Origin of the sequence: Hahella chejuensis KCTC 2396, assembly GCF_000012985.1 — a bacterium.
Lineage (GTDB): Bacteria > Pseudomonadota > Gammaproteobacteria > Pseudomonadales > Oleiphilaceae > Hahella > Hahella chejuensis.
The window spans coordinates 4,789,209-4,809,735 of sequence record NC_007645.1 but is presented as its reverse complement, the minus strand read 5'-3'; the positions used below and the strand labels follow the sequence as shown (position 1 = coordinate 4,809,735).

The window sequence follows — 20,527 nt, the reverse complement described above, 5'->3', positions numbered from 1 at the left end:
AGGAAGCTATTTGTCAGCCTGATTAATATATTGGAGCGCGCTTCTTTATATTGCTTGTTCCTTACCTGTCGGCTGAGCCTGACAACGGGCGTTATAAACTCTGTTTGTATCTGTAGTTTCATCTTGTTGTTTGTGCCGTAGGCGGGGCGCAGGATTGAGAAGGAATGAGAAGGAATGAGAAGGAATGAGAAGGAATGAGAAGGAATGAGAAGGAATGAGAGGTAGGGGGGAGGTTATCTAGTGGTTGATTGGCTTGAATGTGGATACTGAGATGGCTGGCGCCCATGTGGACATTGAGGTGGGTGTGATTAGGTTGGTGGGTAGCCAAATCCATCACTGAGCACTACGGAGTGCGCGGCGTTTATTTGTTGAAATTACAAAGCTTTTGCAGGAATGGACGTGATGTGTGTGGGAGAGAGGGCGGCCTTTCCCGAGTTGACGGAAAAGGCCTGAATTCGGTGCGGTTTTAGTAAGCTTTTTTGCCCACAAAACCTTTAAAGACGGTCATGAATATGATCTTGAAGTCCATGCCCAGAGACCAGTGGCGAATGTACTCCAAGTCATACCAGATGCGGCCGGACATATCTTTCATTTCCGCTGTCTCGCCGCGGAAACCGTTAACCTGCGCTAAACCTGTAATGCCGGGTTTGACCTTGTGACGCAGCATGTAGCCTTTGATGTGCTGGCGATAATACTCATTGTGCGCAACGGCGTGTGGGCGAGGGCCGACAATAGACATGCTGCCTCCCAGAACGTTAAAGAACTGGGGGAGTTCGTCCAGTGAAGTACGGCGCAGGAAGCCGCCGATCCTGGTCAGTCTGGCGTCATTTTTGGTGGCCTGCTGGATGTTGTCGCCGTCCTGACAAACTGTCATTGAGCGGAATTTCCAGACCTTGATAGGGCCGCCGCCAATCCCGTAACGCGTCTGCTTGAACAGGACAGGACCGGGAGACGTGATTTTCACCGCCGCCGCGATAATCAGCATCGGGATTGCTGTCACCATTATAAAGAACAGGCCCAGTGCGATATCTGTCATGCGCTTGGCGAAGCCGTGATCCACCAGTGGCGAGTCGTAAACGCTGATAGCGGGAATGCCGCGAATAGTGGTCAGGCGAGAATACAGCAAGTTGAAGCTGAAGAAGTCAGGAATGACATAAGCGGTAACGGTTGTGTCCGCGAGTCTGTCCATCATGTCTTTAATTCTACGCTCTGCGCACATCGGCAGAGTGATGTAAATGGTGTCCACCTTACCGCTGTGAACATCCTCATAGAGCTTGTCAAAACCGCCGCAAAGGGCCTTTTCTTCGATGGTGACGCGACGGGTCAAATCCGTCATGTCTATACGGTCGTCGTAAAAACCTGCGAGTTTATAACCAAGCCAGGGCATATTGCTCAAAGAGTCGTAGAGTCTGACGCCCAGAGTGGTGGCCCCAACAATGCCCACGCGCTTGGAGCTGACGTTGCGTCTGCGGATGCTGAACAGCGCGATGCGACGCAATAGATGAAGACTGACCAAGGTGGCTGGTACGGCGATGGCCCAGTACGCAAGCGCTTCCAGATCAATGTTCGGCAACAGGCCCAGGATAGCGAAAGGCGATATCAGCACTAACGCGAACATCCAGGATCTGACGATATACCATGCAAGCTTACCGGTGGTGAGCCCGCGCATAAGATAGTAAATCTGGCTAATTTCTGCGCAGAAGCCGAACGTAATAACGAACATAATGCTTAGCCAGGAATAGGACTCATTCCAGGTCACGCCAAAAAGCGCTAACGTTCCCAGCAAGCAAAAATGGATAGCCAAGCTATCAATTGCGCGAAATAGAGCGAGAATTTTTGAATATTGCGGCCGAATAAGTGGCGACATGCCAGAGCTTAGCTCCGGTTCTGTCTTCGAACCGCTAAATTGAAAGATTCCCATGATCAGTAACTCCTCCTGGACGCCGGTGAAACAGGATTCCGGCCTGCTAGACTCTCTTTATAAAGGCATTTTCCGGGCCACAACATAAACTGCGCTTATTTATATATATGCGTACATTCCACAGTGCTATAAATGCACTGATTTGGTGACTGCTTATTACGTTGTGACCCAACTCCGTACATGTTCGGCTAACTATACAGTGATCAGATTACATATTTTTTATTAAATAAAACTAAGAATGAGGAACGGCGACTAAACTAACGATTATTTTGTATTCCGTAAATCGGACATTTAGCCATATTTTCAATTAGATTGTTTATTTGCGACGGCAATACCAATCTCCGCCAAACTCCAAAATCCCCTGTGGCAAATGTGTTTTCTCCACCAGTTTATTAAAATGGTATAAGTCGATCGATAACTCTGCGTTCATCGTTTTCATGACTGGCTTTTCCGCCTTAAAAACGATAACTGACGGCATTTCCGAGTCGTAAAAATCTTCTTGGTCGGCTTTGGCGTGGAGCACAAGTTTATGCGTAAGTTTACTAAATTCAACTGTTATTTCACCGGAGCATGCATTCAAGGTCTTATGGACGCTCAACCCCTCCAGTGACGGATAAAATGTCACGTTTGATGTTGAGGACCTATACTTGCCCGCCCAGAGCTCCAGGGGGACGCCTCCGTCCTCGCCGCCCGAAAACATTAATCTGACATTGTCAGACGTCGCCATTATATAAGCGAAGCCTTTCCCCTGATTTGTGGTCCATAGTTTATCAATATAGGCTGTCGCCTGACCTTCATGAGAGACGTACTGATCGCTGTATGAATAATGGGTCAGGGTGCCGAGACTGAATACGAACCAGCGATTCTCTATAAAGGGTAATTCACCAATAAGTCCGAATGGCGTAGCGCCAGGGTTTGGCCAGCCCCAGTAATGCTCGTGAGGGCCAATCCGCTCGGATGCGAAGTACAGGTCGGGAAGCGTCAACTCAATGTGGTCCTGGTCGGCTTCCACTACGCCAGGGATGCGGTAGCTGAACGCATATGCATCCTCTGGGTTTCCGCCCGATAACTGCACGTCGTCAAAAAAATAGTCGTACACTCTGGTTGCGCCTTCCAGGGGCGTAAACACGACGTGAACGTAGCCTTTCTCCTGCAGACTGGGTGAATCGCCCAAGATATAAGTCTGCAGGCTCACCTTTATATAGCCTGCTTCAGGGTCGTTTATGTAATAAAACCACTGTTCGTTCCAAGGACTTTGCGTGGGCGAATGTGGCTTAATATCGTCCAAAGTCGTGGCGGCGGCGTAATTAATGAACAAAGTCATTAATACAGTTAAGGCGCGTAATATCATTTTCAATCTCCGGGAAAATTGCTATCCATAAAAAGATTTATATCTTTTGGTCTAGTTCTATTGAGGTTGAAAAACCGCCGGCGTACATATATTGAGCTGACGTAACCGGCGGCTCTTTTGCCTCATTAATACATCGTTATATATATTTCTTTATCGACATATATTAGCGTCGCCGTAGTAGGCTCCGGAGGTGCAGGAGGTTCCCGCTGCGCAATGTTCATCTGATTGACAATAACATTCGCCTCTTGCATTGCAGCCCGGGGTTAAATAATTGTCGAGGGGATCTTCTCCGCTGACTCTGCGCCAGAATGGATTTGTGAAAATATTGTAAGGGTCGACTTCCGCTTTAAAGGCGAGAAAATCATTCCATTTTGGATAGCGTGTGGGCATGTCCTCAAATATAGTCACGGAGTTTTTTCCCCAATGCGGCCGTGCGTGATATTTACGTAAGGACATTTGTTCTATTTCAAGGTTAACGAAGTAGTTTTTGGGAACCGCCGCGCCTTCCTGTCTCAGCGTATATTCGATGCCCAGGTAAGCGGAATCGCGCCCGGCGTTCATGCCCAGATAGCTGGGAGAGGCTTTTCCGAAACGAAAGTAAATGCCGTTTAGAGGAAAGCAGGTGCGTGGATGCGCGGCGAGAACTTTTCTAACGTCTGCGATCCACGAAGGTAAGTCGTCAATAGGGATGGCGACTTCCTGCAAAGCGATAGGCAGGCGATCCCAAATACATTTGTCGGGGTCTTTGCATTTGAAATATTGCATGCGGTCGGAGTAGCCAACGGGAGATTCGAGTACTTTCCCTGTATCCACATCGCGATAATAGGACGTGGAGCGGCTGCTGAATCTGACCGCCGCCGCAAGGCATTGCAGGCCGGACCCAGGCACTTCGTGCAGTGCGTCGAACAGTAATCCGAAGAAAAATTCCTGCACATCGGAAACGTCGGCTTGAGCGTTATAGGCGTTTCCGGGCGTATCCAAGGGAACAGGATTGTAGGTGGTGACGGTGTATCTGCCGAGACCGGGAAACCAGGCGATATTGGCGGAGTAGTTGCTGCGGGCGATGTTGAGAATAACGTCTTCCAGCTTGTCGTCGAAGCGGAAGCCTTGCACGCTGGCGGCGACTTTAAAGGCTTCTTCCAGTTGAATGGTCACTTCCACCACCACGCCGAGCACGCCAAGATTCACCCGGGCGGCGTTAAGTTGTTCGCCTGTAAGCGTGCGCACGTCGCCAAGGCCGTCGACGATTTTCAGCTCTGTCACGTAATCGGCGATCATATTGCTGGGTTTGCTCAGGGTTGAGCCGTGGGTGCCGCTGCCGAGCATGCCGCCAATGGTGAAAGTGCCGAGTTCCGTCACCATATTCACCGCCAGCTCCTGGCTGCGCAGGAACTCGTTCAAATCGTTAAAGCGCATTCCCGCCTGTACGGTGATGGTTTTAGAGCTGGCGTCAAAAGACACTACCTTGTCCATGTTTTTCAAGGTGATCTGAACTTCGCCGTCCTGGGTGCAGGCGGCGTCAATCTGACTGGCGAACTTGCGGTTGCCGGTCATAACAGTGCGGCCTTCGACCAGCGCGTTACGGACGATGTCCTGCACTTCTTCTATGGATGCGGGGTCGTAAATGGCGCCGGGGGAGCATTCATAAGTGCCCTGATAATTTTGTAGTTTTTCGGTCTCCTGATTACGGGAGTACAAGGATACGGAAAAGCCGGAAGCAAGAATTAGGATCAGCAAAAATAGACTGGTTTTTATACGCGTCATGTTCGTTCTCCAAAAAGTTATGCTTATTTTTTGTTGGCCGAACCAGCGCATTCATGAACTGCCTGATATGCGTCTAGCTGAATCTCGGAAGAATGTAGGTTTCAAGGACCTCCCTGACTTGTTGTGAATGGCATGGCATTTTTTCGCGGAAAAAGTCGGCGTAATTTGCTTTGTAAGCGTCAGCCGGGCGCGGTCCTATTTCCGGCCGCCAAAGGGCGTGGTTGGTGGTGGCGAAGTTCAGGTCTTTGTGTCCGAGAATACAAACCGGACCCTGCGCGAGGTTGCGGGCGTCGAACAACCAGAACTCTTTGCCGTTGGATTGGGGTCCGCTGGGGTGCTTGCGTACGACCGCCGTGAAGATGTACCCGTCGTCCTGAGCCAGAGAGCTTTGCCGCGACATGAACTGCGGGGTGCGCATGACGCAGTCTTCGGGGAACTGATAGGCGTCCGCAATGAGCATATTGCGGCAGTCCATATGAACCAGCGCCGAAGGTATGGCGGTTTGCGGCAGGCTGTCGTTATTGAAAAGGCGGTTAGGGTATTTGCGATAGGCATCCGCTACTCGTTTGACCAAGTGTTCGGGGCGGTAGCCGATGGCGGCCCAATAGATATGGTCAAAAGTTTCTGGGAACTGGAAGTGTCCGCGGTAGGCCGGGTCGTTCATGTCCCACAACAAGTATTCGTCACGGATGAGGCGGAAGTCCTCTTTAATTTCCCAGGCTGCGTCAGTAGCGACTTTAATGCGGGCCTGCACCAATCCGCCGACATCCACCGGCGCTGTGGGATATCCGGCTATATCAGACGGAACCCAGCCGCCGAAGTGCAACAGTTCCAGATAAAACTGCTGTTCGGATTTGTCCATCGCCCCCAGATACTGCCCGTAGAGCGTGACCTCACCGTCGTAGTCGTCATAGTTGCACATGATGTCGGAGGTATCGAAATCCAGTTCGATGTAGTCCGCCACTACCTGTTCCGCGCCGCTGGTCAGGTCCGCTTTGCGGATGATCCATACCGGAGTGCGGTGTTTCTGTGGAATGACGATGCGAGTTCCCATGATGCGGGTGGCTTCCACTCTGGCCGCGGTTTCGAAGATGAGAATATGGTTGCGAGTGACGCCGAGAGAGTGGGCGGTGGCGGTAAGATAAGCGTTGACGCCCTGGCGACTGACCACGTTCCAGGCTTCCAGCGCCCCCTGCAGATTCCACCTGATCAGGCGCAGATACCCGTCGGAGGTTCCTAACTCGCCGATGACGCCGCCATAATTGATGGTGAAGCACTCGCCGCGCTCCAGATCAAAGAAAGGATGCCCGGTGGTGCGCACCTGAGGGAACAGCCACTTGTCTGGGGTCAGAGCGTCTGCGATGGGCGGAAGGCTGGTGCGCCATTCGCCGGGATTACCGACAGGCGTGACCAGCTCCAGACTCATGGCGTCGAATTCAAAGGGAGGGCCGCCTTCGTAACTTAGCGCGAAGCGGTTATCCCCCATATAATTCGGCGCGGTGTTGCAATAGTTCATGAACCCCAGGTTGGGGCTGTAATAGACAGTGCCTCCCAGCAGGTAAAATTTGTCGAACAAGCCACTGACATGCTCTTGCATGATGGAAGAGTGGGTTTCGATCATTTTGCGCTTGAAGGAGGTTTGATTGGGGCCGAAGTCGAGGCGGGTGAGAGCGCCTTTGCCTGTGGGCGTCAGTTGATTGCGCTCCAGAGGAATCCCTTCGGCCATAAACACGTGGCCATGGATGTCGCCAGGCAGGGCGCCGGCGATGATATCCAGCACCCCTTCTGACGATGTCAGGTCTCCTTGCATAATCGAAGTCGGAAACGAGGACTCCGGCAAAGAGGGATAGTGCGCCAGCGCCGCATTAGGCAATAGTGAGACGGCTCCGGCGGTCTTGATGAAATCTCTTCGATTCATGCTCTTTCCCTGTGCGTTATGAATGGAAACGTTAAATGTGAACGGCGTTAAATAAAAAAGGCTGGGTGACTTACGAACAAGGCATAATGTTCTCCGTCGTCAATAGACAGCGTTATTAGTCAAGCCGGGCGAGGCGACGTGAAGCGGGTATTGCGATGGGACGATCCAACTTATCCATGTGCATATCCTTGGGCGGGGCAGGGTGCAGGTCCCTGTCCGGCCGGTCGTTCGATCCGGTCGTTTGGGATTACATCTGACTCATGTTTCTCCGGATGAAGAAAACATGACTGATAGTCGCATCACAGATATAAGGGATAGCATATGGCCATTAAATGTCCAATTAACGAAAGCAATCAGTTCGTATTTGTTGGATATGACGACGAAATTAACGATTGTCCACAGTCCCTAGGGTAAACGGCCAATCGAGCTCAGCGCCGAAACTGATTAATGTGTCGCCCTTGAAATAGCGTGCGGAGGAACGTCCCGCGACGCGTTGTCCAAGTTGTTGAAAGTAATGGTGATAATTTGTCGCTTATGGGTGCGGGTCCTAACTGCCCAGTCAATTTCCGTCGCCATGATTATCGCCGCATTAATTATGGGAGGGCTTTCAGGCGCAATGCTTCACGTTCTAAATTCTGTTTGTCATAATGCGGACATGCCGCCCTTGTTTAGGGCGTGGATCATCAGCGGCGCGCTTCGCGCCCGACATGCCCTGAAAATGCGTGCAGACGCGCTTTCTGAAGGAAAGGAATCAAGCCCCGTCATCGCCGGTAAGCTTGAACATCGAATGACCGATAAGTGACTAATGGACTGGAGCTGCAGCGTGATCACCGTGTCTCCTCAAATTCCCAACTATGAAATTCTTGATGAAGTCGCTGAAGGTGGGATGGCCAAAGTGTTCAAGGCCAGACAAACTCTCGCGGATCGCATCGTCGCCATCAAGATTATTTCTCCGGCAATCTGCCTTAATAAAGAGTTTCGTCAACGGTTTATTCAGGAAGCGCAAATCACCGCCAAGCTGAATCATCCGAATATCATTCAGATATACGACATTGCGCCTTTTGAAGACACTTTCTTTATTTCCATGGAGTTCATGGAAGGCGGCTCACTGACGGAGCGCATCCGTTCCGGTCGCCTGACCAGAGACGAGTCGACGCGCATTATTCTGCAGTTGGCGGAGGCGATGAATTACGCGCACAAGCTGGGCTATATTCATCGTGATATCAAGCCGGGCAATATTCTGTTCCGCGCGGATGATACGCCAGTGCTGTCGGATTACGGCATCGCCAAGTCCCTGTACCATCGCGGCGACCTCACTACCACAGGCTCGATACTGGGATCGCCTCCTTATATGAGCCCAGAACAGGCGATGGGGCGACAGCTTGATCATCGCGCCGACTGGTACAGTCTGGGCATCGTGTTCTATCAGATGTTGACGGGGGCCGTGCCGTTCGAGGCTACCGATCCGATCAGTCTGGGCATTAAGCACAAACAGGAACCACCGCCGCCGTTGCCGTCGCATCTGCGCATGTATCAGCAGCTCATGGATCTGCTGTTGGCGAAAGAGCCTGAGCGTCGCTTGTCGTCATTGGACGAGTTTCGCGCGCATCTGGAAGCGATTAAGAATGTGCCGGTGGATACGGAAGCGACCTGTTTGTTTACCGTTGAGTCATTGAAGACGGCGCATGGAGAGTCGGCTGCGCAGGAAAGTCCTACGTCAACCCGTAGAACCGAGCGGGGCGGCTCCGTGTCCTCCGGCGTCTGGCGCGCTTTGGGCGTCGTCTTGATGATCGCTGCGGTAGTTGGCTATGGGGCGTATAAAAATATGACCCGGCCTGCGCCGACCTATCCTTTTGTGGTGGTGACGGAGCCGGTGGGGGCGACAGTGACGTTCGCTGGAGAGGAGGGCGCCTATACGCCTGGCGCTTCGCTACCGGAGGGTGACTACGAGGTTGAGGTGACCGCGAAAGGATTTTGGCCGAAAACCTTTACTTTGAATCACAGCGCCGACCACCGCTCGCATTATGTTTCGCTGAAGCCGGCTAAAACCGCCTTCACGGTGGATGTGACGCCGGCGGACGCAAAAATTCGCATCCTCAATATCCAGCCTAAGTATGAAGAGGGCATTCCGCTGGACCCTGGCCGTTATTTATTGGAGGTCAGCGCGCCAGGATACGAGAAGCTGACCCGGTGGACGGAAATCAGCGGAGAGCAGTTTACTGAACAAGTATTTCTGGTGGAAAAGGACGCGCTGGAATCCCTCAATATCGCTTTTGTCGATATTCCCGGCGGCAAATACCGCATGGGCTTCGACGATGGCGGCGTATTATGGGGGGGCGATCCGGGTCAGGAAGTGACGCTGGCGCCATTCAAAATCATGGCGTATGAGGTGACCTTTGAGCAGTGGGACGCCTGTGTCGCTGATGGGGGCTGCACTAACAAAGCGGACGATCGTGGGTGGGGACGGGGACGTAATCCTGTTATCAGCGTTAGCTGGAATGACGCGGAAGAATTCGCCGCCTGGCTGTCCGTCAAAACCGGCAGAAGCTTTCAGTTACCCACGGAAGCGCAATGGGAATATGCCGCTCGCGCAGGCAGTCGCAAGCGTTTCTCCTGGGGAGATCAGATTAGCCATAAGTTCGCTAATTACGGCAAGGATGACTGCTGTGGCGGATTGGTGAACGGCGCCGATAAATGGCAATTTACGTCGCCAGTCGGCTCCTTCCCCGCGAATCAATGGGGCGTGCATGACATGCATGGCAATGTGTGGGAGTGGGTGCAGGATTGTTGGAGTGAGTCTATGAAAGGCGTTCCCGCGGACGGCTCGGCGCGGACGGCGGGAGACTGCCGGCGCCGCGTCTTGCGCGGCGGTTCCTGGTACAGTCCGCCTAAATCCATGCAGCTGGTCAGTCGCGACGCCAATGGCGTCGATGTCCGCTATCAAGTGAACGGATTCCGCTTGGTGGAGACGCCGACCCAGGCTCCCGCAGCAGGGGCGGCCACGCAATAGGGAAAACTTTCGCAGGTTGCTTTGCTTATTAATCAGGCGGACAAACAGCTTCCTTCTATTTGTCCGCAACGACAGGGTCTGACCTGCGCAGGAGGCCCTGTCTCCCGCGGCTCGCCGCTGCGCAAGCGCTTCCCTGCGCCTGATTATTAACATGCTGATATCATTGCCATGTTAATAAATTAATGGCCGGATAACGCGTAGGCGGAGACTTCCCGTACGATGGTTTCGATATCGCAGGCGTAAAAGCCGGAACTGTTGAAGCCGTTGATCTCCAATACGTAAAGCGCTCCGGCGCAGGCGGCGACGTCCATGACGAACACCGGAGCAGGGCTCCACCTGGCCGCCATTTTTTCCGTAAACTTAATCACCGCGCTGTCGCCAAGGTTGCTTTGAACGATCCAGAGCAGGTTTGCGGAAGTGTTTGAGCTGATGTCGGAGGATGCTTTATTCATGGCTCTATAGGCTATATACTGCTTTGAGAACTTGGGTTTTGACGTTTTCTGGAGCTGATTTATGCAACTGCCCCGTGAAAGATAATCCGAAGCATCCTGCTTCCGCCAGCCGAGTTATTCTTGCTTTCCCTGACATCAGGGACTTTTCTAGTTAATTAATACAGCTTTCGCATTTCAGTCCAGGAACAGCGTCCATCTTTTTCTCGCCAGTTTGATCAACGCCTTTAGATAAACCGCTGTTTCCAGCACTTTGCGGCACTCCATTTCGATAAATCCGACCTGAGCCTTCTCAAACCTGTCATAGTCGCCGGTTTCAATGGATATTTTCATGTAGCGGTCGCTGTACAGATCGTTGCAGGACTTAATGCAGTACTTGTCGTGTGCGATGAACTGCATGGCGGCTGGCTTCAGGTGCTTGGGCAGACTTTCCAGATTACAGGAATCCATGAGGCCTTCTGAGGTGGAGAGATAGTATTGGTAGGGCAGCCCTTTGTGCTTTTTGCTGGCGTCGCTTTGATACTGCGGCAATTCGTTGCGGAAGGCTTCGAATTGGGAGCGGATGTGGCGCACGTAATTATCGAAAGGCGTTTGCAGATAGCCGTTCATCAGTGCGCGCTTGCTGTCGATGTTGAGGTCTTCCGACGGACGCGTCAGGCCCAGCGGCAGCCAGCGCCGCCAGCGGCTGACCTGTAATTTGCGGGCGATGGCTTTTACGGCTTCGTCGATTTCCTTGCGGGTGGACAACATCAAGCCGAAGTCTTCGAACAGCATTTCCACCAAGGCGTCCATCTGCGCCAGCGCCTGTTGCTGGGCATTGATCAAAGTAAGGTAATAGCGGGCGGCGGGAATCAGAATCTGAATCAGGATGGCGCCCAGCACCACCGCGACGATACGGGGGTCAATGGCGGCGATCCAGCTTTTGCCGGCCTCTGGATGCAGGATATCTTGCAGGGGCGAGCTGAAAATGCTGACCATCATTGCGATAAGTACAGCGCTGACCGCAATCCAAACGAAAAAAGAAACGCGTAAAAATCCCCAGGTCCACGGCATGCGGCCTATCCTTTAACTATTGGGCTGATAAAAGGGAAATATTAGAGAATTAAAGCATTTGAAAGTCAAAGAAAGGTCCTTTCGACGGGAATATTACCTCCCCCAGCGCTACGACATGCTTGCGCGTCCCAGGTTGCTCCGTTGGTCAAGGCGTGTAGACGAAAATAAAATGTGGCGCCGCAATTCGCCTCGGAATGGTAGCCGATCTGGCCATGATGACGCTGGACGATTTCTCTGGAGATGCTTAATCCCAAGCCGGTGCCGCCCTTTAAGCGGGTGTCGGAGCTATCCGCCTGAGCGAATTTCTGGAAGATCTTGTTGCGGAACTCAGGCGGCACCCCTGGCCCCTGATCCTGTACAGCGACTTCCCAATAGTGGGCGTGAGCGTTCAGCGTCAGCGTCACCGCCTCATCGGCGGGTGAGAATTTGATGGCGTTGGAAATCAGGTTATCCAACACCTGCCGCAATCGATCCCGGTCTGCTTTCACCAGGGCAGGAGACTCGGGCGTTGCAAAGACAAGGGTGACGGACGCTTTTTCCGCGAGTTGCCGATTGGCGTTCAAGGCTTCCTCGATAAGATCTCGTAAGTCGGCGCGCTCGAAGCTGAACTCCAGACCGCCGGACTCTATTTTCTGAATATCAAGTAAGTCATTGATCAGGCGCAGCAAGCGTTCACAGTTACTGTAAGCGATGTGCAGCATTTGTTTGGCCTGATCTGGCAGCAGGCCGAGGCGACCGGAATCCAGTAGCGCCAGGGAGCCGTTGATGGCCGTCAGAGGCGTACGCAGTTCATGGGAAACAGTGGAAATAAACTCGTTTTTCAGAATATCCAGGCGCTTGCGCTCGCTGATGTCGGCGATGAAACCGCTATAGCCGTCCATTTTGCCAGTGGCGTCTTTGCTGCGTTGCAGATGGATTTCCACCCAGGGCGCGCGTTCCAGTTGCAGGGCGTTCAGGCGCAACTCCAAAAACAGACTGGATTCTTCCAGTCGGGAGATCTTCTGTAACGCTTCTCTTAGCTTGTCGCAGTCGTCAGGGTGAATGTAATGGAACATTTCACGGCCAATGGCGTTCTCTGGGGTTTCTCCTGTCAAGCCGCTCCAGGCGGGATTCAACACCTGCCACTGATAGGCTTTATCAACCTGAAAGATGACCTGCTTCAGGCCGGTGAATAGTTCCTGATAACGAGTTTCCGCTTTTTCCAGTCGCTGTGACTGATCGATGACCGCCTTTTCGATCTTGACGGTATGCGCAGTTTCCAATAGCAGGACGGCGGTAAGCAGACTGCTGAACAAGACAGCCAGAATCAGCGCTATCCAGGGGGTGACGGAGGCGTTTTGTTTGATGAATAAACGCGTCGGCGTGATGGAAATTCGCCAGACCCGCCCTGATATTTCCATTTGCAGGGTCTGAGTGAACATATCCTCCAAAGGGTTGTCCGGCGCGCTCTGGCGTGAAATGAATAACGCCTCGGGTTGTTCGGGGTCGGTGATATCGAAAATTTCGATATGAAACAGTTCAAGATTGATGTCCTGGGATAAACGATCAATAAGGTTGCCGATCTGGACCGATCCTACGATGAATCCCATGACCTGACGCGCTTCATCAGAGTTGGAGGTCTGCGGCGGAGTGGAGTAAACCGGCGCAATACATATTGCGCCTTTGCCATAGTTTCCCACTAGAGTGATCGGCGCCGTGAGCGTCAGATCGCCGTTATGCATGGCTTTCAGAATGGCGTTACGGCGTATCTCGTTGGAATACAGGTCGAACCCCTGTGCGGCGCGGGTGAGTTCATTATTAGGCGTCACATATAACACTGGGACATAGAAATTGCGCTCCGAGGCGGGAATTTGTTGTTGGCCCAGGGTTTCGTGTATTTGATATTCCTTCTCCAGCAGCAACGACGCCCAGTGTTCGAAATGGGAACGGTTGGCCTTATCAATATAAGGGGCCCATCCCATGCCGCTGATATCGTGATGGAAATTGCGAAACTGTGAGGCGTAACGTTCAAAGTCTTGCGGCACGATGACTTTCGCCCCCTCAAACAGCAAGGCGAGGGCGCTGACGGCGTTGGTGATCCCCTGCACTTGATTGAACGTGGACCAGCGTAGTTGCACGCCCTGTTGATGCACGTCTTCTTTAACCTGCTTCTGGTCTGCTTGCACCAGATAATAATGAGAAATCACGGCGAGAGAGAAAGACGCCAGCCCGGGAAGCGTGACCAGCAGCCTTCGTTTCAGCGTACTGTTTTCCTTTCGCAGCCACAGCAGAAGAATCGGGGTGAAGATCAATACGCCGAAAGTATCGCCAAACCACCACGCCAGCCAATGGGCGCCGGCGTCTCGAATGTGTATGACGCCCAGGCTGGTCATGAGGGTAATGCTGATGGTTGCGCTGGTGACGCAAGCCACTGGTCCGCCAAGTATAAGTAAGCGCGCCACATCCTCTTTTTTTTCCAGAGAAGGACTGAAATTCGCACGCATGCGAATCAGTGCGGCGCCGATGAAGGCTTGCAGCGGGGCGCCGACGGAGATAGCGAGCGCCAGCATAACTTTACTGAAGGAGTCCGCTTGCTGGGAGACTAATTCCACAGCGAAGCTCGCGAGCCAGATGGCGGGCCAGATATTACGGCCATAATGAATCATTCCCGCCAATGCGATGCCGGCGGGTATCCATACCGGGCTGGCGTTGCTGCCGGGCAGTGACAGTAGCAAACCGGCGCGGGCAACCTCCTGTTGGGCTAAAAAATAATCAGCGCCACTCTGATTATAGACACAAGTTTGCGCCACGTTGGCCGGATATAACCTTGGGGTATTTATTGATCCCGCGGCTGGCCGCCGCGCAGGCGTTTCCCTGCGCCTGATTATTAACATTCCAATATCGTTGCCATGTTAATAACGCCTTGAAAACACTTACAGTTTTTTACATTTATTTACCCTTGGGAACCGCTATGTCGTGGGTTTGCAAGGTTGTCTTCGGTATGATGCGCATGCCTTCGCGAAGGGTGACAGGTAGTTTCTTTTAGCAGTGTCAAACATTTAGCCGCAGGCGCGTTCCCCTCTTTTTTCATATGGATTTCTTTTTGATGTGTCAGGGTGGTCAATGATCTCAGTAAAACAGTTTTACGCAATCACACTTGTTGGTTTCAGTGCGGCTATCTCCGCTAACAGTTACGCGACGCCGGTGAATCTTGGCGCGGCGGCGAACTACAACGGATTCTTTCACGGCGACTTCACGTCTTCCCCAAACGACAGTGAAGGCGCGCTGGCGGTCGGCGGCAACGCCAGCCTGACTGGCTATACGTTGAACTCATTCCGCGAAAATGATGGTCTGGCGATTGTGGTCGGCGGCGATTACAGCCACGTTGGCGGCGATATCCATGGGGACGCTCTGGTCGGCGGCCAGTTCACCACCGCCAGCGCTGGCGTCTTTGGAACCGTGAAGGACCATGCGATGCTGCCCATTAATTTTGACGCGGAATTCGCCAAGCTGACGCAACTTTCGCAAGAACTGTCTCTGGCGGACTCGCTGGGCGTTACTGAACAATGGGGCGCGTTGACTTTCAATGGCGATAGTTCAGGCGGGCAGCAGATCTTCAATATCAGTGAGAAGGATTTCGAGTCGGTCTGGGGCTTTTTCGCCAAAGACATCGGCCAACATCAGGAGCTGATCATCAACGTGGCGGGCGACGTGATCGACATCGATCCCGCCGACTACAAGATCAAAGCCAGCGATTGGGCCTGGGCGGGCAATGAGACCAGCGTGATCTTCAATTTCTATGAAGCGACGCAGATTAATCTGTCCGCTGGCTTTTATGGAACCATCCTGGCCCCGGGTGCGGATATTTTCGCTAATGGCGGCCATGTGGACGGTCAGGTGATCGCCCACTCCTGGCAAGGAGCCAATCAACTGAACTGGCGTCCATATGAACACAATGTGGAGCTGCCGGAACCGGCGACGTTCGGCATGATGTTGTCCGCGCTGGCGATAGTGGGCGCAGGCGCATTGCGTCGTAAGCAGCAGGCGTAACGAGCGAAAGCAGTCCGTGGCTGTGAATAAAAAACGGTGAATAAAAAAACGATGAGAGAAGGCCCCGAATTCGGGGCCTTTTTATGGTCGGTGTTGGCTGATCAAGATGAGGCGGGCGCTTGCTCCGCCTCGGCGGCGTCGCCTTTTTGCCCGAGGTCGATTTCGCTTTGTTCCGGCTCTGTCACGGGCGCGGCGCTGACAAAGCGGGCGCGTTCCAGGTCCAGAAGCGAGTCGACATGGTTTGCGTTGATCTTGAACACCTGTGGACGGTCAGAGCGGGTGAGGCTGTAGTAGTCGCCTTCCGCCGGTTTACCGAAGGTCAGCTCAAGAGATTGTTCGCCTTTGGCGTTTTTCTCTTTTAACTCTAAGGTGAAACGCAGTTTGGGCTCACTCAGGTTATATTCCGGTTTCACTTCCGCGCCCAATACGTCCTCAAAGCGCATGTCCGCCAGGGACGCCAGTATTTGATGAGCGGCTTCCTCATTGGTGATTTCGCCGTCTTGCAAGCCTTCCAGGTCCCATTTATCGCCGTTCTTATTCAGAACGATATCGTTGATTTTAACCTGACTGATGCTCTCCTCGGGCACGGCGGTCAGCTTGCTGTCCACCCAGTCTTTGCCGGTCAGGGGAAGCTCATGGGTGGCGTAATTGACCGCGAAGACGGCGTCCTGTTCATTCAGGCGCGCATGTACTTTGCGATATCCCGGGGATGTGCCCAGATAAAGCGTGGCCAGCGTATCGTCGCCCTGGGTCAGCTCCAGTTTGCGCTGGAACGTATCCTCGGCGACTTCAAAGCGCTTGGCGCCGGAAGCGGAAGTGGCTACCGGCCAGCCGGCTTTAAGCTCTTTCAGCTTGGCCAGCATGGCGTCCACTTTGCCGTTGGCGACGGGCAGGTTGTAGTAACTGGCTACCACCCAGCCGTCCTGCTCTTTTTTCAGGTCGACTTTCGCCGTTTCCTCGCCGTAGATATGAATGGCGTCAGGCTGTTTGGACTCCAGGTCAAGCAGCGCCTGATCGGTGTGGATGTATTCCGGTTGCGAACCCGGCCAGTGCAGGGCGACGATGAGCGCCGCCTGCGCCACCAGCGCGACGGAGAGTAATTTGGTCCACTTGGCGTTCATTGATTAAGCCCTCCCTAATTCCAGCATGCCGGCGTAATAGCTCTGCCGGCGGTTGAACCATAAGCGGAACAATGCATACAGCAACGCCAGTCCGGCGATCGCCAGTCCATAGTTCAGGTACTCCCAGAACTGCTGACGCTCTGCGCTCATGGGGTAGAGCGTATTGGCGAAATGGCTGCGGGAGCGGATTTGCAGCAGACTGCGATCCTCCAACGACCATTCCACGGCGTTTTGCACCAGTTGCATGGAGTTGAGATAAGGCGCCCGCTCGGTGGAGCTGATCAGGCTGATGGTCTGGTCATTCAGGAACTCGTTGGAGGAGAACAGAATGATGCGCGCGGATTCCGGCGATTTATCAATCACGCCGCCGAAATGGGTTTTCTCCGCTTTGTCATCTTGCTGGGCGGCCTGACCGCCTTCAGTGGGCGCCTGATCCGCTTCATTGGCGTTGTTGGCTTCGCTCAGCAGAGGGGACTCCTTGCCTTTGAATGAGGACTCAAAGCGCCCTTCCAATGCGACGCCCACCAGATAGGACTCCGGTTCGCCTTCGCTGGTCCAGGGGCTGATGTGGCCGTCGGCGGAAACGCGGGGCGTGACGTCCAGCTTGTCGGAGACCCAGGATTGCGGTGAGGAGCGCAGCAGTTCTGTGACCTGCAGCGCCTTGGTTTTTTCCTTGTCCAACTCGATGGGGGAGGCCCAGCTCATGGTGACGTTAGGCAGACCGGAAGTGATTGCTGAATCCTGGTTCATGCCGGTGTCGCGAATGTCGGCGAAATAGGGGTAATCCAGCAGCCGGACTTCCCGGAAAGACATGCCGCCCACATTGCGGGTGACCGGAATGGGGAAGCTGGCGTTCTGCGGGTCGAGCACCATGGACTGAGCGAGATTGATCCCGTAATTCTGCAGCCAGGTCTCCAGCCCGGAAGTGTGCTTGCCTGCGGTGAGGGAGCTGGAGGTCATGCGGGTTTGGTACGGCGAAGTGGACAACAGTACCGTGCCGCCTTTCATCAGGAACTGGTCAACGGCGAACAGCTGCTTGTCAGACAGTGACTCCGGCGCCGCCAGCATAAGAATATCGGCGTCTTCCGGGACCAGACCGTCTTTCAGGTCGATGGTTTTAACGGTCATGGTTTCCATCAGCTTGTCGCGCAGCGTTTTGAAGCTGGGAGAACTTTGCTGACCGAATTGCTGCATATAAGGATCGGCGTCGCTTTCCGGAACCACCAGCGCCAGTGTCTTGGTGAAGCCCGCCGAGAAGCGCTTCAGGCCGCTTTCGATATTGCGCTTGAGGCCTTCTTTGTCGAGGGAGTCGGGCAGGGCGATCTGCACGTACTGCTTGCTGTCGTTCATCAGCAGGTAGAAATAGAAGCGGTCATCGGACAACAGGCTGGTGGTCATCGGCTGCATGCCGAAATCCTGCTGAATCTGCTGCGCCAGAGAGCCGTCTCCCGCGTTCGGGTCCTGCAGTTCATAACTGAATTTGCCATTGGACTCCTGTTTAATGTCCGCCAGTACGTCATTCAGGTCCTGCGCCAGGGTTTGCAGTTCTGGCGGCAACTGCTGCGCGGAGGAGACGTAACCATTTAGTTTTACCGGGGTGTTAATGGTGGCGAACAGGTCGCCCTGGCTCTGATAGGCGTACAGCACTTTTTTGATGGCTTTGGTGATGTCGTATTCCGGATTGCGCAGACGTACGTCCAGATCCGACTCATTGCGATCTTTCACTTCGATCAGGTCGCGGAAGCCCAGTACTTCGAACTGGTCGCCGTAGCTGATCAGCACGTTGAAGTAGGAATTCACCAGTGACGCCTGGTATTTATCCGACACCTGGAAAGGCACCGGACGGATGCTGTATTTGTTGTTGGCTTCGTCTTCCAGCTCGGGGTTGCTTTGCGGATCGACGAATTCCACCCGCACCTTGTCGCCGCCGGCCACTTCATATTCTTTGATCAGGTCCCGTAGCTGGGGAACCAAAGGCGCCAGCAGAGGATGGGTTTTGGCGGAGAAGTAGCCGCGAACCAGCAGCGGTTCCTGCAGTTGGCTCAAGTAATCGCGAGTGGCGTCGTTGATGGAGTACAAATTGCCGTCAGTGAGATCCGCCCGCAACGTTTTAACTTCGCTCAGCCACAGATTGGCGGCGAACAGGTTAGCGATCATCAGGCCGGAAACAGCGTACCAGGCGCGATGATGGGAGCGGGCGCCGTCGCTGTTGGCCCAACGTTGTTTTTCCAGCGCCAGCACGTTCAACGCCAGGAAGACGCCGACCAGGCTGAGGTAGTAATACAGATCGCGAATGTCGATGACGCCGCGGGTGATGGATTCAAAACGGGAGCCGGTTCCCAGTTGTTTGAGGACTTCCCCCGTTGAGTAGCCGAACAGGTCCACCAGTGTGTCGGAGCCCAGCAGATACAGCAGTGAGCAAACCAGTACGGTGATAATCAGACTGACGATCTGGGACTCGTTCTTGGCGCTGACATACAGACCAATGGCGAGGTAGGCCGCGCCGAGACACAGAGCGGCCACATAGGCGCCGATAACCGGTCCCCAGTCCAGATGTCCGAGATAAGACACGGTAATCGGAATTGGCAAGGTCAGCGCCATGGCGATGAGCAATAGAATGAAACAGGCGATGAACTTGCCCAGCACCAGTTGTAATGGCGTTACCGGCAACGTCATCAAAAACTCAATGGTGCCCATGCGCTTTTCATCACTCCACATGCGCATGGTCAGCGCCGCCACCAGGAAGATCAGCAGCAGCGGCATCCATTCAAACAGGGGGCGCACGTCGGCGATGTTGCGGGCGAAGAAGGCTTCCACCCAGAAGAAAATAAACAGATTAACCGCCAGGAATGCGGCCAGGAATACAAACGCCACCGGCGAAGAGAAGAACTGAGAGACTTCTTTGCCGGCCATCCGCAGAACGTTTTTATCAGGCAGCATGAGGAACCTCCGCGACCTGATTCACTTCTTTGAAGACTGTCTCCAGATCGCGCACTTCCGGATGCAGCGCCAGAATAGGCAGGTTGGCGTTAACCAGTTTGCGCGCTACGTCGGATACGAAGCTTTCGTCCACATGCTGCAGCGATGTGTTCAGGGCGTAGGTGGACGTGTCGCCGTCAGTGGCGATGGGTTGAATGTCCTGCAACGCGCCTAAATCCGCCAGTGCGCTTTTTATTTGCGCCTGTCCGGAGCTGCTGCGCAACAGAAGACGTTGTGATTTCTGCAGTTCCGCGAGGGAGGAATCCAGCGCCAGCTCACCGTGACGGATCATCAGCACGCGATCGCACATGGCGCTCACCTCCTGCATGATGTGGGTGGACAGGATCACCGTGGAATGGCTGCGCAACGAGGTGATGAGGTCGCGCATGTGTTGTATCTGGGAAGGGTCAAGGCCGTTGGTGGGTTCATCGAGAATCAGGATTTTGGGGCGGTTGATAATGGCTTGGGCGACGCCCACTCGTTGCCGATATCCCCGGGATAAGGTGCTGATGGGGTTGAGCGCTTTATCCCGCAAATCGGTGCGGGCGACGGCCTCGATCACCGCCTGGCGACGCTTGTCCGCGGGCGTTCCTCTTAGCTGCGCGGCGTAGTCCAGGTAATCCACTACAGTCATTTCCGGGTAAGTGGGCGGATTCTCCGGCAGATATCCCATATCGGCGCGCAGCGCGAGTGAGTGCTCGCGCATGTCTTTGCCGTCGATGCGGATATTGCCTGAGGAAGGTTCAAGATAGCCCATCAGCATTTTCATGATAGTGGTTTTACCGGCGCCGTTATGGCCAAGTAGACCAACGATGCGGCCGCTTTCGATATTGAAACTCACGTTATTGACGGCGGTGAAGTCGCCGTAATGACGGCTGAGGTTCTGGACATTGATCATGGAATCATGTCTCCCTTCTGACATTTACAACGAA

Annotated in this window: 13 protein-coding genes; 3 read left to right on the top strand and 10 right to left on the bottom strand. The window is 53.8% G+C overall.

What is annotated here, in order from left to right:
• Window positions 1-466: 466 nt before the first annotated feature.
• The 4 genes from HCH_RS20985 to HCH_RS20970 all read right to left on the bottom strand — a co-directional run bounded on the left by HCH_RS20985 (window position 467) and on the right by HCH_RS20970 (window position 6,954).
• Window positions 467-1,867, bottom strand: a complete 1,401-nt coding sequence (locus tag HCH_RS20985; RefSeq protein WP_041598841.1) for an undecaprenyl-phosphate glucose phosphotransferase — start codon at window positions 1,865-1,867, stop codon at window positions 467-469.
• Between the two features lie 370 nt (window positions 1,868-2,237).
• Complete coding sequence (locus HCH_RS20980; protein ID WP_011398440.1) at window positions 2,238-3,272, bottom strand: hypothetical protein; 1,035 nt, start codon at window positions 3,270-3,272, stop codon at window positions 2,238-2,240.
• 150 nt (window positions 3,273-3,422) lie between these two features.
• Window positions 3,423-5,036, bottom strand: a complete 1,614-nt coding sequence (locus tag HCH_RS20975; RefSeq protein ID WP_011398439.1) for a D-arabinono-1,4-lactone oxidase — start codon at window positions 5,034-5,036, stop codon at window positions 3,423-3,425.
• Between the two features lie 73 nt (window positions 5,037-5,109).
• Entirely contained in the window at window positions 5,110-6,954 is a 1,845-nt protein-coding gene (locus HCH_RS20970; protein WP_011398438.1) for a carotenoid oxygenase family protein, read from the bottom strand.
• A 493-nt stretch (window positions 6,955-7,447) separates the two neighbouring features.
• Between HCH_RS20970 and HCH_RS20965 the strand changes: the two genes are divergently transcribed.
• Both HCH_RS20965 and HCH_RS32615 read left to right on the top strand, forming a co-directional pair.
• Window positions 7,448-7,756 carry a hypothetical protein gene (locus HCH_RS20965; RefSeq protein WP_041598840.1) on the top strand — a complete coding sequence of 103 codons (309 nt, stop codon included), beginning with the start codon at window positions 7,448-7,450 and terminating at the stop codon, window positions 7,754-7,756.
• 21 nt (window positions 7,757-7,777) lie between these two features.
• Window positions 7,778-9,964, top strand: a complete 2,187-nt coding sequence (locus tag HCH_RS32615) for a bifunctional serine/threonine-protein kinase/formylglycine-generating enzyme family protein (RefSeq protein ID WP_049781042.1) — start codon at window positions 7,778-7,780, stop codon at window positions 9,962-9,964.
• Between the two features lie 179 nt (window positions 9,965-10,143).
• On the opposite strand, the gene HCH_RS20955 is transcribed toward HCH_RS32615, so the two are convergent.
• The 3 genes from HCH_RS20955 to HCH_RS32610 all read right to left on the bottom strand — a co-directional run bounded on the left by HCH_RS20955 (window position 10,144) and on the right by HCH_RS32610 (window position 14,180).
• Window positions 10,144-10,416 carry an ATP-grasp domain-containing protein gene (locus HCH_RS20955; RefSeq protein ID WP_011398434.1) on the bottom strand — a complete coding sequence of 91 codons (273 nt, stop codon included), beginning with the start codon at window positions 10,414-10,416 and terminating at the stop codon, window positions 10,144-10,146.
• 174 nt (window positions 10,417-10,590) lie between these two features.
• Window positions 10,591-11,466, bottom strand: a complete 876-nt coding sequence (locus HCH_RS20950; RefSeq protein ID WP_011398433.1) for a hypothetical protein — start codon at window positions 11,464-11,466, stop codon at window positions 10,591-10,593.
• 65 nt (window positions 11,467-11,531) lie between these two features.
• The gene (locus HCH_RS32610) at window positions 11,532-14,180 is read right to left on the bottom strand and encodes a CHASE domain-containing protein (RefSeq protein ID WP_158304983.1); all 2,649 of its coding nucleotides are present in this window, start codon (window positions 14,178-14,180) and stop codon (window positions 11,532-11,534) included.
• Between the two features lie 388 nt (window positions 14,181-14,568).
• On the opposite strand from HCH_RS32610, the gene HCH_RS32605 reads away from it, so the two are divergent.
• Window positions 14,569-15,495: a choice-of-anchor A family protein gene (locus tag HCH_RS32605; protein ID WP_011398431.1), complete on the top strand. Its 927-nt coding sequence runs from the start codon at window positions 14,569-14,571 to the stop codon at window positions 15,493-15,495.
• A gap of 101 nt (window positions 15,496-15,596) precedes the next feature.
• Here HCH_RS32605 and HCH_RS20935 read toward each other — a convergent pair whose 3' ends face one another.
• From HCH_RS20935 to HCH_RS20925, 3 genes are read right to left on the bottom strand one after another with little or no spacing between them, the layout of a single operon-like run.
• Window positions 15,597-16,616, bottom strand: coding sequence for a DUF4340 domain-containing protein (locus HCH_RS20935; RefSeq protein WP_011398430.1), 1,020 nt, complete (start codon window positions 16,614-16,616; stop codon window positions 15,597-15,599).
• 3 nt (window positions 16,617-16,619) lie between these two features.
• The gene (locus HCH_RS20930) at window positions 16,620-19,556 is read right to left on the bottom strand and encodes a Gldg family protein (RefSeq protein WP_011398429.1); all 2,937 of its coding nucleotides are present in this window, start codon (window positions 19,554-19,556) and stop codon (window positions 16,620-16,622) included.
• Window positions 19,546-20,493 carry an ABC transporter ATP-binding protein gene (locus tag HCH_RS20925; protein WP_011398428.1) on the bottom strand — a complete coding sequence of 316 codons (948 nt, stop codon included), beginning with the start codon at window positions 20,491-20,493 and terminating at the stop codon, window positions 19,546-19,548. Before HCH_RS20925 ends, HCH_RS20930 begins: the two co-directional genes overlap by 11 nt.
• Between the last annotated feature and the right edge of the window lie 34 nt (window positions 20,494-20,527).

Excerpts from the sequence above, each read along its gene's own strand:
- HCH_RS20985 (WP_041598841.1), bottom strand. The coding sequence starts at position 1,867 with ATGTCGCCACTTATTCGGCCGCAATATTCAAAAATTCTCGCTCTATTT.
- HCH_RS20980 (WP_011398440.1), bottom strand. The coding sequence starts at position 3,272 with ATGATATTACGCGCCTTAACTGTATTAATGACTTTGTTCATTAATTAC.
- HCH_RS20975 (WP_011398439.1), bottom strand. The coding sequence starts at position 5,036 with ATGACGCGTATAAAAACCAGTCTATTTTTGCTGATCCTAATTCTTGCT.
- HCH_RS20970 (WP_011398438.1), bottom strand. The coding sequence starts at position 6,954 with ATGAATCGAAGAGATTTCATCAAGACCGCCGGAGCCGTCTCACTATTG.
- HCH_RS20955 (WP_011398434.1), bottom strand. The coding sequence starts at position 10,416 with ATGAATAAAGCATCCTCCGACATCAGCTCAAACACTTCCGCAAACCTG.
- HCH_RS20950 (WP_011398433.1), bottom strand. The coding sequence starts at position 11,466 with ATGCCGTGGACCTGGGGATTTTTACGCGTTTCTTTTTTCGTTTGGATT.
- HCH_RS32605 (WP_011398431.1), top strand. The coding sequence starts at position 14,569 with ATGATCTCAGTAAAACAGTTTTACGCAATCACACTTGTTGGTTTCAGT.
- HCH_RS20935 (WP_011398430.1), bottom strand. The coding sequence starts at position 16,616 with ATGAACGCCAAGTGGACCAAATTACTCTCCGTCGCGCTGGTGGCGCAG.
- HCH_RS20930 (WP_011398429.1), bottom strand. The coding sequence starts at position 19,556 with ATGCTGCCTGATAAAAACGTTCTGCGGATGGCCGGCAAAGAAGTCTCT.
- HCH_RS20925 (WP_011398428.1), bottom strand. The coding sequence starts at position 20,493 with ATGATCAATGTCCAGAACCTCAGCCGTCATTACGGCGACTTCACCGCC.